Below are 13,982 nucleotides of genomic sequence, written 5' to 3'. Positions count from 1 at the left end.
GTCCCGGCAGTGTGAAGGGACTCCCCTCCCCTAGCATGGGCGCATGAGCCCGTCCCTGACCCGTCTTCAGTCCCTGCGCCGCGCGGCAAACCTGGTCAACGGGACGACGGCGGCAGGACTGGTGGCTGCCCGGCTCGGCCGGGTGCCGGTCCGGCCAGGCCCCGGGGGCCTGCTGCTGGCCGGCGGCTGGAGCCTTCCCCTGCCCCATGCGGCAGCTTTCACCCTGGGCAACGTCATTCTCTACCGCTCCCGGGTTTCCAGCGCGTTCGACGCCGAACCCGCCTCCGCGCTGCTTCGCCACGAGGCGCGGCACAGCTCTCAGTACGCGGTGCTGGGGCTGGTGTTCCTGCCGCTGTACTTCGCGGCGGCAGGATTCTCCAAGCTGCGAACCGGGGATCCGGCGTCGTCGAACATCTTCGAAATCCTGGCCGGACTCTCCGACGGCGGTTACCGCCCCCGCCGGCCCTCCTCCCGGCGCCGCCGCCAACCCTACCGCCGTCGAAAGGCCACTTACGGCCCTTTTGAAGGGTCTAAGGAGCCGTAACTGGCCTTTCGGCAGGAGGGAAGGGTAGGCGTGGATTCGAACGTATGTTCTAATGGTGGGCATGAGGTGGCAGGAACAGGAACCGAAGGCAGCTCCGTCCGCAGACGCACTGCTCCCCCTGCAGGGGCTGGTCCGCTCCGTGCAGACGCCGGGATTCGCCGGGGTGACCTTCCATGAGGTCCTCGCCAAGTCCGTGCTGAACAAGGTTCCGCGGAGTTCCTCCATGCCGTTTGGCTGGACCGTGAATCCCTACCGCGGCTGCAGCCATGCCTGCGTGTACTGCTTTGCCCGCAAGACGCACAGCTACCTGGACCTGGACACCGGTGCTGACTTCGACAGCCAGCTGGTCGTCAAGACGAACGCTGCCGAGGTTCTCCGCCGCGAACTGGCCCGACCCTCCTGGCAGTACGAGCACGTGGCCATGGGAACCAACACCGACCCGTACCAGCGGGCCGAGGGCCGCTATCAACTCATGCCGGGCATCATCCGCGCCCTAGCGGACAGCGGCACCCCCTTCTCCATCCTGACGAAGGGAACGCTGCTGGCCCGGGACCTGCCGCTCCTGGCGGAGGCTGCGCAGCAAACCAGCATCAGCATGGGAATCTCGCTGGCCCTGCTGGATCCGGACCTTGCCCACCGGGTGGAGCCCGGCACGCCGTCGCCCAAGGCCCGGCTGGACCTTATCCGGCGTATCCGGGATGCCGGAATGGACTGCAATGTGATGGCCATGCCGATCCTGCCCTGGCTGACCGACGGCGACGAGTCGCTGGACGCGCTCTTCTCCGCGCTGGCCGACGCCGGTGCCACCTCGGTCACGGCCGGCGCCCTGCACCTTCGCCCGGGAGCGCGCGAGTGGTACCGGGAATGGCTCGCCCGCGATTATCCGCAGCTTTCGGCACGCTACGACAAGCTGTACGACGGCGGCACCTACGCCTCGAAGGACTACCGCCAGTGGCTGGCTGGCCGGATCACCCATTTCAAGAAACGGCATGGCTTCGCCGGCAAGAACCAGTTCCTCGCCACCCGCGGTGCCGCCCGGCCGGCACCGGTGACGGAGGCCGGCCTGCCGGTCGCCGCCGGAACTCTCTTTTAGTTTCGGCGAGGTCTTGACCCGTGCCCCGGCGCGTCCTAAGTTACAACCAAATGGTTGTAGATACGTTGTCAGACGAAGCCGTGAACCTCCTGTTCCATGCCCTGGCGGACAGCACACGCAGGGATATCCTGCGCCGTGCGGCCGCCGGTGAGCTGTCAGTATCACGGCTGGCCGAGGCCTATCCCATGAGTTTCGCGGCAGTGCAGAAGCACGTCGCGGTCCTCGAAACGGCGGGCCTGGTCTTCAAGGTTCGCCGCGGGAGGGAACAGCTCGTGAGCACCGCACCGGACGCCGTCGACCAGGCACACCGCGCGCTGGACGCGCTGGCTGAGGCCTGGGAAGGCCGGCTGAACCGGATGTCAGACCTGCTGCGGCAGGAAACGCCGGGGAATTCACCCGGAGGCAGGAAGAAACGCCATGAGCGTGAAGAGCATTGACAAGGATTACGACGCACTGACCATTACCGCCCTCGCCGAATTCGAGGCAGCACCGGAAACGGTCTGGGAGCTCTGGGCGGACCCGCGCAAGCTGGAGGGCTGGTGGGGACCGCCTACCTACCCGGCCACTGTCCGGGAACATGAGCTGTCCCCCGGCGGCACCGTCACCTACTTCATGACCGGCCCGGATGGGAAGACCTATCACGGCTGGTGGAATGTGCTGGCCGTCGATCGGCCCAGGCAGCTGAGTTTCCAGGACGGGTTTGCGGACGAGGACGGTGCCCGGAGGGAAGACATGCCGGTCACCGCTGTGAGCGTCACGCTCACCGCCCGGGACGGTGGAACCGATGTCGAGGTGGTGACGTCATTTGCGGACCGGTCCCAGATGGAGGAACTGATCTCCATGGGTGCCGTGGAAGGCGCGGCTGAAGCCATGTCGCAGATGGACGCGGTCCTCGCGGGCTAAAACCCGGGGTGCCCCGGCCGGATCAGCTCAGGCGGATCCGGCCCCGGGGTGCTCCGCAGCCGCACGGACAGCCGTGACGATTGGAAGATCGGCCGGAATCCACGGCAGTTCAGCCAGCTCCGGGGAATCCAGGCGGACCCAGCGCAGCTCATCGTGGTCCTCCAGCGGCTGCGGTTCCCCGGTCTTTACCTCCACGAGCCACACCCGCATGGCGGCTTTCGCGTTCAGCGGCCAGCCCTGATCGAGCGGTCCGGTGACTTCGGCGCCCAAGACCACTTCGACGCCGAGCTCCTCGGTGAGTTCACGGTGCAGGGCCGCCTCGCAGGTCTCCCCAGGCTCAACCTTGCCGCCCGGGAACTCCCACATGCCGGCATAGGCCTCCGGAGCAGTCCGGCGGGCGGCCAGCAGGCTCCGCGGCTGGCCCAGGTCATCCACGATCGCGGCTCCGACTACCTGCTTCAGTTCTGAATTCGACACAGATCGAGTCTACGGTGCCTGCTGGCCTAGAATTGGAAGGAACGGCATTGTGGCCGTTTGGCCCCCGGCCACGGAAGTATCCATACTCCGGCCCCGGGCCCGCCAGACGCGCCCGTGCCCCAACCACGGCTCCGCGCAACCGCTGATCCGAAAGCACCCCCGCATATATGCCCTCCCTGCGCGTTGCGACGCCCAAAACCCGCCACGTTTCCCTGGCCATCACAGCCCTCGCCGCCGGCGGTTTTGCCATCGGCACCACCGAGTTCGCCATTATGGGGCTGCTGCAGGAAATGGTCGCCGAGCTTGGGGTCTCCGTCCCTGAAGGCGGCCATGTCATTTCCGCCTATGCCCTCGGCGTCGTCGTCGGTGCACCGCTGCTGGCCGCGGCGGGCGCCAAGATGCCCCGCAAGTGGCTCGCCCTGGGGCTGATGGCGTTCTTCGCCGTCGCCAATCTTTCTTCCTTCATTGCCCCCGACTACGGCTGGCTGCTGTTCACACGTTTCCTCTCCGGACTGCCGCACGGCGCCTTCTTTGGCGTCGCGGCGGTGATCGCGGCGTCCCTGGTGGCGCCGACCCGCCGGGGCTGGGCTATCTCGATGGTCATGCTGGGCCTGAGCATCGCCAATGTGGTGGGTGTGCCGTTCGCAACCTGGCTGGGTCAGCTGGCCGGCTGGCGCTGGATGTTCGTCCTCGTCGGGGCCATCGCCCTGCTCACCGTGGCCCTGGTGGCCTGGTTTGTTCCGTTCCAGGCCGCGCACCCGGATGCCAGTATCCGGCGTGAGCTTAGTGCCCTGCGCCGGATGCAGATGTGGCTGGCCCTGCTGGTGGGCACGGTCGGCTTCGGAGGGTTCTTCGCGGTCTACACCTACATCTCCCCCACCATGACCGAGGTCGCCGGCTTCTCCATGGGAGTGCTGCCGCTGATCGTCGGGCTTTACGGTGTGGGGCAGGTAGTGGGCAACATTGTGGGCGGCCGGATCGCCGACCGCTCCGTCATGGGCAGCATTTACGCTGTCCTGGCCGGCACCGTGCTGATCCTGGCCGTGTATGCCTGGGGTGTGCAGTACAAGGCCGGCGCGATCATCCTGGTCTTCCTGGTCGGCGCGATCGGATCTGCACTGACCCCTGCGCTGCAGACGCGCCTTTTGGATGTCTCCCCCGGCGCCGCCTCGCTCGCGTCATCGCTGAACCACGCGGCACTGAACATGGCCAACGCGCTGGGCGCCATGGCCGGCGGGCTGGTCATTGCCTGGGGCTGGGGCTTCCGTTCACCGGCAATCGTCGGTGCCGTGCTGGCACTGCTTGGGCTGGGAGTCGCCCTGCTCAGCGGTGCCCTGGACCGGCGTCGTCCGGTTGGCGCGCCGGAAGGAACCGCAGCCGCTGAGAACACGCCGTCGGCGTCGCGCTAACAGCGGACGCTGCTCCGGGCCTGCTTTAGCGGTTCTGCGCGCGGGCGGAGGCGTACAGGCAGACGGTTGCTGCCGTGCCCACATTCAGGCTCTCGGCCTGTCCGTAGACGGGGACGGCTACGCGGTAGTCGGCGGCTTCAAGCTCGTTCTCGGCCAGGCCCTGGGCTTCGTTGCCGAACAGCCAGGCGGAGGGATCCTCAAGCCGCGGCCCGGCGTCGCCGGACACTTCCGCAGCGGGCGCCAGCCGGCGCAGCGCGGAGCAGTCCTGGAGGGCATCCAGGTCCTGGCTGCCATAGCCGTCTGCGGCGAGGATGGTAATTCCGGCTTCGTGCAGCCGGGAAGAAAGTTCAGCGAAGTCCACGCCGGACACCACGGGCAGGTGGAACAGGGAGCCAACGGTGGAGCGCACGGCCTTGGGATTATGGATGTCCACACTGGAGGCAGTAAGAATCACGGCGTCCGCGCCGGCTGAGTCCGCCGCGCGCAGGATCGTTCCGGCGTTGCCGGGGTCCCGCACCTCGCACATGACGGCCAGGAGTTTGGGCCGGGTGGCCAGTACGTCCTCGAGCGACGGGGACTGGATGCGGCACACCGCCACGATCCCCTGCGGGGTGACGGTGTCTGCCATGGCGGCCAGGACTTCGTCCGTGGCCAGGCGCAGGATGGTCTGCTCTGCCAATTCGGCAAGTTCGGGGAGGCGGTCCAGGCAGGCTTGGGTGGCGTAGGCCTCGACGACGACGCCGGGCCGGCCTTCCACTAGAGCGGCGCGGTGCGCAATCAGGGCCTCGCGGACAGCCTGGGGACCTTCGGCCAGGAATCGGCCGGTCTTTAAACGCGCCGAACGCCCCGCCAGCTTCGCTGCTTCCTTCACCCGATCAGCTCGGGGATTGGACATCAGCGGCGCTGGGGGGCGTCCGGCGTCAAACATGTTCAGCAGGTACCGAAATTAGCCCTGGAACTTCTGGCGGGCTTCGCCGCCAGCAGGCTCCAGGCCGGCAGCCTTGGCTGCTTCCACGGAGTTGAACCAGTACTCAGCTTCAGTCTGCTCGTACCAGGTGGAACCCGGAACGTGGTACTTGCCGGTTGCGGCACCCTTGATGACGTAGCCCTCGGGAGCTTCGCCCTCGGAGGCCTTGAAGCCGCCGTTAGCAACAGCAGCAGTGGCAGCCGGAGCAGCCTTTGCAGCGGGAGCAGCCTTGGCCGGAGCCTTCTTGGCAGCCGGAGCTGCAGCAGCAGCGGCCGGAGCGGAGGTGTCGGACGGCAGTGCGTCCTTGGCAACCTGAACCAGGGTGGCGAACGCGTTGGCGTCGTTCACGGCCAGCTCGGCCAGCATGCGGCGATCAACCTCGATCTCAGCAGCCTTCAGGCCCTGGATCAGACGGTTGTAGGTGAGGCCGTTGGCGCGGGAAGCAGCGTTGATGCGCTGGATCCACAGGCGGCGGAAGTCGCCCTTGCGCTTGCGGCGGTCACCGTAGCTGTACACGTACGAGTGCAGCAGCTGCTCTTTGGCCTTGCGGACCAGGCGCGAACGCTGTCCGCGGTAGCCCTTGGCGCGCTCGAGGATTACCCGACGCTTCTTATGGGCGTTAATCGCCCGCTTCACACGTGCCACGTGCGTACTCCTTAGAAATAGTCCCGCGCACACTACCGGTGCTGCGGCCCGTCCTGGGCCGCGGGAAAGTTAGTTGATTGGTGGAGCAGTCCTTTGCAAGACCGTCCGAAAAGATCAGATCGGTTACTTGCCGAGCATCTTCTTGATGACCTTGGCCTCGCCCGGGGTGACGATCTTGTCACCGGCGAGACGACGGGTCAGGCGGGAGGACTTGTGCTCCAGGTAGTGGCGGCGGTTGGCCTGCTGGCGCTTGAGCTTGCCGGTGCCGGTCAGCTTGAAGCGCTTCTTGGCGCCACTGTGGGTCTTCATCTTCGGCATGGGAACCGATCTCCTTTTGGTTTCCGCGGTACGAACCCGCGGGGATATGGGCACCTGTAACAGGTGCCAGGGTTTCCTAGGGACGCCTGGGCGTTTCTAGCGGTGTTGCGCGGGGGCCTACTCCGCTGTGCCAGGCTTCTTCTGGCCTGCACCGGGTGCCGGTGCCTTGCCAGCAGGCTTGGCCGCAGCTGCCGGCTTCGGCCGGGCAGCGGGCTTCGGCGCGGACGGCTTCACAGCAGTCGGCTTCGGCACCGCCATGGGCTTGGGCGCTTCAGCCGGCTTTGCCGGGGCCGGTGCCGCAGCGGGCTTGGCAGCCTGTGCCGGCTTGGCGGCAGCAGCCTTCGCTGCTTCCTCGGCACGGCGGGCATCGGCGGCAGCCTTGTCCGCAGCGGCCTTGGCGGCCTGTGCTGCCTTTGCCTTCTCAGCCTGCTCCTGTTCGGCGCGGGCCTTGTCGGCCTCTGCTGCGGAGGAACCAAGGCGCAGTCCGTCCGGCAGCAGATCCGCCAGGCTCTGCGTCATGGGCGCCTTGTCGGCACTGGTATCAACCCGTGCCGGGGCTTCGCCCTTCTTGGCGGCTTCGTTGGCAGCCTTGGCCTCGGCGCGCTGTGAGGCGCGGCGGGCTTCAGCCTTAGCTTCTGCCTTGTTCTTCAGGGGGCCGATCACCATGACCATGTTCCGGCCGTCGATGCGCGGGCTGGACTCAACCACACCCACCTCGGAGACGTCCTCTGCGAACTTCTGCAGCAGGCGGATACCCATCTCAGGGCGCTGCTGCTCACGTCCACGGAACTGGATCATGGCTTTGACCTTGTCACCCGCGCCGAGGAAGCGAAGAGCGTGTCCGCGCTTGGTCTCGTAGTCGTGGGTGTCGATCTTGAGGCGGAAACGGATTTCCTTCAGGACCGTGTTGGTCTGGTTCTTGCGTGCCTCACGGGCCTTGACTGCGGCTTCGTACTTGTACTTGCCGAAGTCCATTAGTTTGCACACCGGAGGCTTTGCCTGAGGTGCTACCTCTACAAGATCCAGGTCGGACTCCGCTGCCAGGCGAAGGGCGTCCTCGATCCGGACCACACCTACCTGTTCCCCAGCCGGTCCTACCAACCGCACCTCAGGGACACGGATCCGATCATTGATTCTTGGCTCGCTAATGTTGCAGCTCCTGTTTGACTCAAAACGGCTACCGCCTGCAACTGAAGAAGGCCCCCAATTGCACGCGCAATCGGAGGCCTCGAGGATCGGCTGGCACTGGAGTCCAGTGCGCTTCCAGCGGGTCATCCGAAGATGCTGCCCTGGAAGGCCGACCAGAACCCGGCAACTCTGATCCCGCCGTGGCGGGATTGATCAGGCTGACGCGGGTGGGAGAGTCTCCGCTTGCATACCGGTGTCTTTACCTGCAACAGCAGCCCACTGATTTCATACCTGTGAGCCGGGCGCAAATAACGTCTACCGGTCGGTCTGTGACAAGCTTACCAGTATGAGTACCCCACAGAGCAATCCGGCTGGCGATTCTGCCCGCCACTCCTTCCCCGGAACCTCCGAAGAAGAAACCCACACCCACTCCGAAGCCCCCGTTTCGACGCAGGTCCGCGACATCGCCGAAGTGCCGGCGGTTGAAGTGATCACCACCGCTGCCGTCCACCTGATGAGTGCCGCCGCCGTGAAGTGCGGTCTGGCCGAAGGCGCAGACGCCGAAGACCTCAAGGACCTGGATGAGGCCCGCAAGTTGATCACCGCACTGGCAGGCTTCGTCACCGCCGCGGCTCCGGAGATCGGCAGCCAGCACGCCGGACCGTTGCGCGACGGGCTGCGTTCCCTGCAGCTCGCTTTCCGCGAAGCGTCCTCCGTTCCGGATGCTCCCGGACAGGGCCCCGGCGAGAAGTTCACCGGTCCCGTCAACTAATTCTCCAGCGCTAAGGCCGGGGCCCGAAGAGTTCACTCTTCAGGCCCCGGCCGCGTTTAACACCGGTGCGGGTGCCTGAAGGCCAGGGTCCCCGGTTAGACCAGGGTGCGCCGCGCGTTCACCACGGCGCGGGTGCCCAGCGTGAGGAGTACCATCAGCGCAGCGGCGGAACCTGCGAAGGCAAAGCCGGCCCACGGCCCTACAATGTCGATCGCAGCTCCGGCCAGCGGAGCGCCGATGGCAGTTCCGGTAGTCAGGGCGGAGCCGTACCAGCCCATGGCTTCACCGCGGCGTTCCTCGGGAACCAGGTCAGCTACACGCTCGGAGGCGGCAGAGAGCACCGGGGCGCACAGGAGTCCGCCGGGGATGGAGAGCAGGGCCAGGCTGAGGGTGTCCGTTGCCAGGGACATCGGCAGGGTAAGAACCGCCATGGCCAGCAGGAGCAGCATCGGGGAGACCCGCCGCTTCATCGCACCGTAAATCAGGCCGCCCACCAGCGAGGCGAAGCACCAGACGGCGAAGACGATGCCCAGCTGCCCGGGGTTGCCGGAGGCTTCCACCAGGGCCACAATGCCGACGTCGCTGCTCGCCAGGAGCAGTCCGGCACCCGCGGCGACTACGAACACCACGGCCACACTGAGCGTCATCCAGGAGAATCCTGCCTGGATCCGCGCCAGCAGCCCGCCGCGCAGGCTTGGATCCTCGGCCTCGGCCGCCGCACCGGCGGCCTGGGCCAGCTCAGCTGCTGGTTCGCCCAGATGAGCCGGCGCTGAGGAGACGACCGCCGCCGTGGCGGCTTCGACGTCGTGCTCCGGCGCCTCCAAAGTCTCGGAGCGTGTGGGCGGGTTGAACCACATCAGGAACAGCCCGGCACCGGCCGTGCACAGACCGACCAGGGCGAGCCCGACGGCCGTGGAAACGGAGGTGGCCAGCACCGCACCGACGGCCGGGCCGCCCATGAAGACAACCTCCGTGGCGATGGAGTCCAGAGTGAAGGCGGTGCGGCGCTTGTCCCCCGTGGCCAGGATGCCCAGGGACTGCCGGACAACGCTGAAGACGGGCAGCGTGAAGACGCCGCCAATCAGTGCCAGCACCAGCAGCCATTCATAGCTCACGTGCGGGGCAACGGACCAGATGACGGCTTCGGAAATCACCGAAGGGATCAGCGCCTTGCGCAGTCCCACGTTGTCCACGCGGCGGCCGCGCCACGGGGCGCCGACGGCGATGCCGATGGTCACCAGGGCGGCCACCGCTCCGGCGGCGGCATAGCCCTTATCCAGGGTGAGCACTACGTGGAGGGTCAGGAGCACGCCGGCCGCAGCGTGCGGGAAACGCGCGATCATACCGACCAGAAGCAGCCGGCGGACCGGGACGATGGCCAGCAGGTCCCGGTAGACACTAAAGTTCACTGCACTTCTCTTCTGGCCATTTAGGCCGGTCAGCGCGTGATTTTCAGTTCCAGGGAATCAACGCGCTCAACGAATTCAGGATGGCTGGCAAGGCGCTGCTGCAGCGCTGCTGCGAGTGACTGGACACCTGCGGCATCCAGTCCCGGTGCCAGCTGGAGGATGATCCTCAGTTCCGGCCCGGCGCCCCCGCCGGAAACCAGCGTACCCTCTGCCGTGCGGGAGGCCACGCCGCCGCCTGCGGTGAGGCGGACCTGCCGGATTGCTGCCTCCTGGCCGGCCGCCTCGGTAACGATCCCAGCCAGCGCGGCGTCCTCATAGGAGGGCACCCACGTCCGCTGCTGCGCCAGAGCCCACATGGCAGGCCGGCGGACCACGAACGTCACATCGCTGCCGGGGTCAATGACCAGCAGCTGCGCTTCCTCCGAGACGGCGGACAGCGCCGCCCGCGGTGCATACACCGCCACCGGACGGGCCTCGGGGTGCCAGCGCGAGAGCGCATCGACGGAAGAGAAGACCGGCAGTGCCTTGCGGCCGTCGGGGGCAGTGAGGGTCACCAGCGCAAGGTCTGCTTCCTTGTCAGCCGCGAGCCCGTGGTCCGACGTCGTTTCCTCGCCGAGTGTTGCCACGATCGCCACGTAGACGCGGGCGGTGGCCAGCGACTCAATGACCCCGGCTTCGGTGCCGGTGCCGGCAACCAGCGCCTGGACGGCGCGGGTGTACCCGGCATCGGGCTGCCCGTCGTCCTTGTCGAACTGGTGCAGCGGGTTGCCTTCACCTTCCAGGCTGCGCCCGGCCCAGGGGACGCCGGCGGAGTCCGCCGGCCCGCCTGCGGCAGCCAGTGCTGCGGCAATGTGCCCGGGCAGTTCGCGCTTAGCCACCGGAGTTAGCGCTCCGGATGGCCGGCGACGTCGAACGCCTGGGGAAGCGTGAAGGCACCGGCGTACAGTGCCTTGCCGACGATGGTTCCTTCCAGGCCCAGGGGAACCAGTTCGCGCAGGGCTGCCAGGTCATCCAGGCTGGAGATGCCGCCGGACGCGACGACGGGGCGGTCGGTGCGTGCCAGCACGTCACGGAGCAGGTCAACGTTGGGGCCGCGGAGGGTGCCGTCCTTGGTGACGTCGGTGACGACGTAGCGCGGGCAGCCGGCGTCTTCCAGGCGGGCCAAAACCTCCCAGAGGTCCCCGCCTTCCTTCGTCCAGCCGCGGGCAGCGAGCGTGGTGCCGCGGACATCAAGGCCAACGGCGATCGCGTCGCCGTAGCGGGCAATGGCGCTGGCGGTCCATTCCGGGTTCTCCAGGGCGGCGGTGCCCAGGTTCACGCGGCGGGCACCGAGTTCAAGTGCCTTTTCCAATGAAGCGTCATCACGGATGCCGCCGGAAAGCTCCACCTTGATGGTGAGTTCTTCCACTACGCGCTTGAGCAGCGGCAGGTTGCTGCCCCGGCCGAAGGCTGCGTCCAGGTCCACCAGGTGCACCCACTCAGCGCCGTCGTTCTGCCAGGCCATGGCAGCATCCAGCGGATCGCCGTAGCTGGTCTCGGAACCTGCTTCGCCCTGGACCAGGCGGACGGCCTGGCCGTCAGCTACGTCCACGGCAGGGAGCAGTTCGAGGATGGGTGTTTCAGTGAGGGACATGGTCCTGCTTTCAGTGATGGTGCCGGCTCAGAGGCCGAGGGTAAGGACGTAGGCGCCGAGCAGGGACATTCCCGCCAGGATCCAGAAACTGATGGAGACAAAGCGCGGCATGCCCTGCCGGCGGAAGGAAATGGCTCCGCCGATCAGCAGACCGGCCAGGCCCATGAGGACTACACTCCACATGGCTCAGCCCAGTCCCTTCAGCCAGTTTTCAAGCAGGGCTGCCCCGGCGTCGCCGGACTTCTCCGGGTGGAACTGGGTGGCGCTGAGCGGACCGTTCTCCACTGCGGCAACGAACGGCCCGCCGTGGTTGGCCCAGGTCACCAGCGGCGGCTGCATGGCCGGCTGTGTGACGTCGAAGTCCCATTTCTGCACGCCGTAGCTGTGCACGAAGTAGAAGCGTTCATCTTCGATGCCCGCGAACAGCCGTGACCCGGCAGGAGCCTCAACGGTGTTCCAGCCCATGTGCGGCACGACGTCAGCTGCGAGCCGCTCAACAACGCCGGGCCATTCGCCCATGCCCTGGGTACGGACGCTGTGCTCAACGCCTTCATCGAACAGGACCTGCAGGCCCACACAGATGCCCAGCACGGGGCGTCCGCCGGCTACCCGGCGTCCGATCATCCGCAGCGCATCAACGTCCTTGAGTCCCTGCATTACGGCAGCAAAGGCGCCCACGCCGGGAACAACCAGGCCGTCGGCTTCCAGGACGTCGGAGGACTTGGAGCTCAGGGTGACGTTCGCTCCGACCCGTTCCAGCGCACGGACAGCGGAGTGGATGTTCCCCGATCCGTAGTCAAGGACCGTGACGTTGCGGCTCACAGCGCACCCTTTGTGGAGGGAATGCCCTCCACACGGGGATCCGGCTCCACTGCGGCGCGGAGCGCGCGGGCAAAGGCCTTGAACTGTGCTTCGACGATGTGGTGCGGATCCCGGCCGCCGAGCACGGTCATGTGCAGGCAGATCTGGGCGTGCAGGGTGATCGCTTCGAAGACGTGCCGGGTCAGGGACCCGGTGAAGTGACCGCCGATCAGGTGGTACTCCTGCCCGGCCGGTTCACCGGAGTGCACCAGGTAGGGGCGGCCGGAAATGTCGACGACGGCGTTGGCCAGCGCTTCATCCAGCGGCACCGTGGCTTCGCCGAACCGGCGGATGCCGGCCTTGGAGCCCAGCGCGGTCTTGAGCGCTTCACCGATGCTGATGGCAACGTCCTCCACGGTGTGGTGAACGTCGATGTGGGTGTCACCGGTGGCCTTGACCGTGAGGTCGATCAGCGAGTGCTTGGCCAGCGCGGTAAGCATGTGGTCGTAGAACGGCACGGAGGTGCTGATGTCCGAACGGCCGGTGCCGTCCAGATCCAGTTCCACGAGAACGGATGATTCGCTGGTGGTCCGCTCGAGGCGGGCCGTACGGCCGGTGGCGGTCTCCACGGTCATAGAAGGTTCCTTTGGAAGAAGTGGGCTCTGGTTACCAGTCTAGTGTTTGCACCCTGCCGGTGCTGCCGGGTGCGCTAGGCAGAGAGCAGCTGGCGCAGCCGGGTGAGGAAGGCGGTTGTTTCGGCTTCGGTGCCGGCGGTGACACGCAGGTGCCCGGGAATGCCGACGTCGCGGATCAGCACGCCTGCGTCCAGGAGCCCCTGCCAGATCTTCCGGGGGTTCTCCAGCCCGCCGAAGAGCACGAAGTTGGCGTCCGATTCCGCAGGCTGCAGGCCCATTTCGGTCAGCTCTGCCACTATCCGGTCCCGCTGGCCCTTGATGTCCTCCACATTGGCCAGCAGGGCATCAGCGTGGGCCAGCGCGGCGTTGGCGGTTGCCTGCGTTACGGCCGAGAGGTGGTACGGCAGACGGACCAGACGGAGCGCGTCGGTGACTTCGGGTGCCGCAGCCATATATCCGAGCCGGGCACCGGCCAGGGCGAAGGCCTTGCTCATGGTCCGGGACACGATCAGCCGTTCCCGGCCCGGCAGCAGGGACAATGCGCTGGGCGTACCAGTGTGGGAGAACTCGGCGTAGGCCTCGTCCACGATCACGATGGCATTGCTCGCCTCGCCTGCCTCGTAGACGGCTTCCACCACGTCCAGACCGAGGGCTGTGCCGGTGGGGTTGTTCGGGGTGCACAGGAACACAATGTTCGGCTTCGCCGCCCGTACCTGCTCGGCAGCTGATGAGGCACTGAGTGTGAAGTCCGCCGCGCGGGTGCCCGTGATGTACTCGGTGCCGGTGCCGCTGGAGAGCAGCGGGTACATGGAGTAGGTGGGCGGGAAGCTCATGGCGGTGCGGCCCGGTCCGCCGAAGGCCTGCAGGATGTGCTGCAGCACTTCGTTGGATCCGTTGCCGGCCCAGATGTTCTCCACCGCCAGCCCGTGGCCCAGGTAGGCTGCCAGGCGTTCGCGCAGTTCGGTGAACTCGCGGTCGGGGTAGCGGTTGAGTCCGGTGACGGCCTCACGGACCGAGGCGGTGATCGCCTCTGCGACTTCCTGCGGCAGTCCGTGGGTGTTCTCGTTGACGTTCAGCAGAATTGGTACTTCCAGCTGCGGTGCCCCGTACGGGGTCTGGCCCCTCAGGTCATCTCGCAGGGGAAGGCGGTTGAGTTTTTCCAGCTGTTCGTTCACCCGTCCAGCTTAAGGCGCTCTCCGGCGGGGAGCAGAATCCGGCGTAAAGGTGACGGCCGGTTATGCCGGACAG

At 66.8% G+C, this 13,982-nt stretch carries 18 protein-coding genes; 6 read left to right on the top strand and 12 right to left on the bottom strand.

Features of this window, described 5'->3' with window-relative positions:
- Positions 1 to 43 precede the first annotated feature (43 nt).
- The 4 genes from ACWGQ2_RS16920 (at position 44) to ACWGQ2_RS16905 (ending at position 2,540) form a co-directional block, all read left to right on the top strand.
- Positions 44 to 544: a hypothetical protein gene (locus tag ACWGQ2_RS16920; RefSeq protein ID WP_452019335.1), complete on the top strand. Its 501-nt coding sequence runs from the start codon at positions 44 to 46 to the stop codon at positions 542 to 544.
- 61 nt (positions 545 to 605) lie between these two features.
- The gene (locus ACWGQ2_RS16915; protein WP_452019333.1) at positions 606 to 1,637 is read left to right on the top strand and encodes an Rv2578c family radical SAM protein; all 1,032 of its coding nucleotides are present in this window, start codon (positions 606 to 608) and stop codon (positions 1,635 to 1,637) included.
- 50 nt (positions 1,638 to 1,687) lie between these two features.
- A complete protein-coding gene (locus tag ACWGQ2_RS16910) occupies positions 1,688 to 2,074 on the top strand; it encodes an ArsR/SmtB family transcription factor (RefSeq protein ID WP_452019331.1) in 387 nt (128 codons plus the stop codon).
- Positions 2,055 to 2,540, top strand: a complete 486-nt coding sequence (locus tag ACWGQ2_RS16905) for an SRPBCC family protein (RefSeq protein ID WP_452019329.1) — start codon at positions 2,055 to 2,057, stop codon at positions 2,538 to 2,540. Before ACWGQ2_RS16910 ends, ACWGQ2_RS16905 begins: the two co-directional genes overlap by 20 nt.
- A 27-nt stretch (positions 2,541 to 2,567) precedes the next feature.
- On the opposite strand, the gene ACWGQ2_RS16900 is transcribed toward ACWGQ2_RS16905, so the two are convergent.
- Positions 2,568 to 3,017 carry a (deoxy)nucleoside triphosphate pyrophosphohydrolase gene (locus tag ACWGQ2_RS16900; RefSeq protein ID WP_452019327.1) on the bottom strand — a complete coding sequence of 150 codons (450 nt, stop codon included), beginning with the start codon at positions 3,015 to 3,017 and terminating at the stop codon, positions 2,568 to 2,570.
- Between the two features lie 167 nt (positions 3,018 to 3,184).
- On the opposite strand from ACWGQ2_RS16900, the gene ACWGQ2_RS16895 reads away from it, so the two are divergent.
- Positions 3,185 to 4,426: an MFS transporter gene (locus tag ACWGQ2_RS16895; protein WP_452019325.1), complete on the top strand. Its 1,242-nt coding sequence runs from the start codon at positions 3,185 to 3,187 to the stop codon at positions 4,424 to 4,426.
- Positions 4,427 to 4,451: 25 nt separating this feature from the next.
- On the opposite strand, the gene ACWGQ2_RS16890 is transcribed toward ACWGQ2_RS16895, so the two are convergent.
- The 4 genes from ACWGQ2_RS16890 to infC form a co-directional block, all read right to left on the bottom strand.
- Entirely contained in the window at positions 4,452 to 5,354 is a 903-nt protein-coding gene (locus ACWGQ2_RS16890) for a TrmH family RNA methyltransferase (protein WP_452019323.1), read from the bottom strand.
- A gap of 18 nt (positions 5,355 to 5,372) precedes the next feature.
- On the bottom strand, positions 5,373 to 6,038 hold the full coding sequence (rplT, locus tag ACWGQ2_RS16885; RefSeq protein ID WP_452019321.1) for a 50S ribosomal protein L20, sunset domain variant: 666 nt from the start codon (positions 6,036 to 6,038) through the stop codon (positions 5,373 to 5,375).
- 123 nt (positions 6,039 to 6,161) lie between these two features.
- Complete coding sequence (gene rpmI, locus ACWGQ2_RS16880) at positions 6,162 to 6,356, bottom strand: 50S ribosomal protein L35 (RefSeq protein ID WP_055240480.1); 195 nt, start codon at positions 6,354 to 6,356, stop codon at positions 6,162 to 6,164.
- Between the two features lie 117 nt (positions 6,357 to 6,473).
- The gene (gene infC / locus ACWGQ2_RS16875) at positions 6,474 to 7,463 is read right to left on the bottom strand and encodes a translation initiation factor IF-3 (RefSeq protein ID WP_452019318.1); all 990 of its coding nucleotides are present in this window, start codon (positions 7,461 to 7,463) and stop codon (positions 6,474 to 6,476) included.
- Between the two features lie 367 nt (positions 7,464 to 7,830).
- On the opposite strand from infC, the gene ACWGQ2_RS16870 reads away from it, so the two are divergent.
- The gene (locus ACWGQ2_RS16870; protein WP_452019316.1) at positions 7,831 to 8,256 is read left to right on the top strand and encodes a DUF1844 domain-containing protein; all 426 of its coding nucleotides are present in this window, start codon (positions 7,831 to 7,833) and stop codon (positions 8,254 to 8,256) included.
- Between the two features lie 95 nt (positions 8,257 to 8,351).
- Here ACWGQ2_RS16870 and ACWGQ2_RS16865 read toward each other — a convergent pair whose 3' ends face one another.
- The 7 genes from ACWGQ2_RS16865 to ACWGQ2_RS16835 form a co-directional block, all read right to left on the bottom strand.
- Positions 8,352 to 9,665 (bottom strand): MFS transporter, encoded by a 1,314-nt coding sequence (locus ACWGQ2_RS16865; protein WP_452019314.1) that lies wholly within the window; start codon positions 9,663 to 9,665, stop codon positions 8,352 to 8,354.
- Positions 9,666 to 9,694: 29 nt separating this feature from the next.
- On the bottom strand, positions 9,695 to 10,543 hold the full coding sequence (locus ACWGQ2_RS16860) for an SseB family protein (RefSeq protein WP_452019312.1): 849 nt from the start codon (positions 10,541 to 10,543) through the stop codon (positions 9,695 to 9,697).
- A 5-nt stretch (positions 10,544 to 10,548) separates the two neighbouring features.
- Positions 10,549 to 11,298, bottom strand: a complete 750-nt coding sequence (gene priA / locus ACWGQ2_RS16855; protein WP_452019310.1) for a bifunctional 1-(5-phosphoribosyl)-5-((5-phosphoribosylamino)methylideneamino)imidazole-4-carboxamide isomerase/phosphoribosylanthranilate isomerase PriA — start codon at positions 11,296 to 11,298, stop codon at positions 10,549 to 10,551.
- 27 nt (positions 11,299 to 11,325) lie between these two features.
- Entirely contained in the window at positions 11,326 to 11,481 is a 156-nt protein-coding gene (locus ACWGQ2_RS16850; RefSeq protein WP_422400999.1) for a hypothetical protein, read from the bottom strand.
- 3 nt (positions 11,482 to 11,484) lie between these two features.
- Entirely contained in the window at positions 11,485 to 12,120 is a 636-nt protein-coding gene (hisH, locus tag ACWGQ2_RS16845; protein WP_452019308.1) for an imidazole glycerol phosphate synthase subunit HisH, read from the bottom strand.
- Entirely contained in the window at positions 12,117 to 12,734 is a 618-nt protein-coding gene (hisB, locus tag ACWGQ2_RS16840; protein WP_422400997.1) for an imidazoleglycerol-phosphate dehydratase HisB, read from the bottom strand. Before hisB ends, hisH begins: the two co-directional genes overlap by 4 nt.
- A gap of 74 nt (positions 12,735 to 12,808) precedes the next feature.
- Positions 12,809 to 13,909: a histidinol-phosphate transaminase gene (locus tag ACWGQ2_RS16835; RefSeq protein ID WP_452019306.1), complete on the bottom strand. Its 1,101-nt coding sequence runs from the start codon at positions 13,907 to 13,909 to the stop codon at positions 12,809 to 12,811.
- Positions 13,910 to 13,982 lie beyond the last annotated feature (73 nt).

This window comes from Arthrobacter sp. NPDC055585 (assembly GCF_053619115.1).
The sequence above is the reverse complement of the archived record's forward strand: the minus strand, read 5'-3'. Positions and strand labels throughout refer to the sequence as shown.

Bases quoted from the DNA above. Each gene is read 5' to 3' on its own strand.
- ACWGQ2_RS16920 (WP_452019335.1), top strand. From the start codon at position 44: ATGAGCCCGTCCCTGACCCGTCTTCAGTCCCTGCGCCGCGCGGCAAAC.
- ACWGQ2_RS16915 (WP_452019333.1), top strand. From the start codon at position 606: ATGAGGTGGCAGGAACAGGAACCGAAGGCAGCTCCGTCCGCAGACGCA.
- ACWGQ2_RS16910 (WP_452019331.1), top strand. From the start codon at position 1,688: ATGGTTGTAGATACGTTGTCAGACGAAGCCGTGAACCTCCTGTTCCAT.
- ACWGQ2_RS16905 (WP_452019329.1), top strand. From the start codon at position 2,055: ATGAGCGTGAAGAGCATTGACAAGGATTACGACGCACTGACCATTACC.
- ACWGQ2_RS16895 (WP_452019325.1), top strand. From the start codon at position 3,185: ATGCCCTCCCTGCGCGTTGCGACGCCCAAAACCCGCCACGTTTCCCTG.
- ACWGQ2_RS16890 (WP_452019323.1), bottom strand. From the start codon at position 5,354: ATGTTTGACGCCGGACGCCCCCCAGCGCCGCTGATGTCCAATCCCCGA.
- rpmI (WP_055240480.1), bottom strand. From the start codon at position 6,356: ATGCCGAAGATGAAGACCCACAGTGGCGCCAAGAAGCGCTTCAAGCTG.
- ACWGQ2_RS16870 (WP_452019316.1), top strand. From the start codon at position 7,831: ATGAGTACCCCACAGAGCAATCCGGCTGGCGATTCTGCCCGCCACTCC.
- priA (WP_452019310.1), bottom strand. From the start codon at position 11,298: ATGTCCCTCACTGAAACACCCATCCTCGAACTGCTCCCTGCCGTGGAC.
- ACWGQ2_RS16850 (WP_422400999.1), bottom strand. From the start codon at position 11,481: ATGTGGAGTGTAGTCCTCATGGGCCTGGCCGGTCTGCTGATCGGCGGA.
- hisB (WP_422400997.1), bottom strand. From the start codon at position 12,734: ATGACCGTGGAGACCGCCACCGGCCGTACGGCCCGCCTCGAGCGGACC.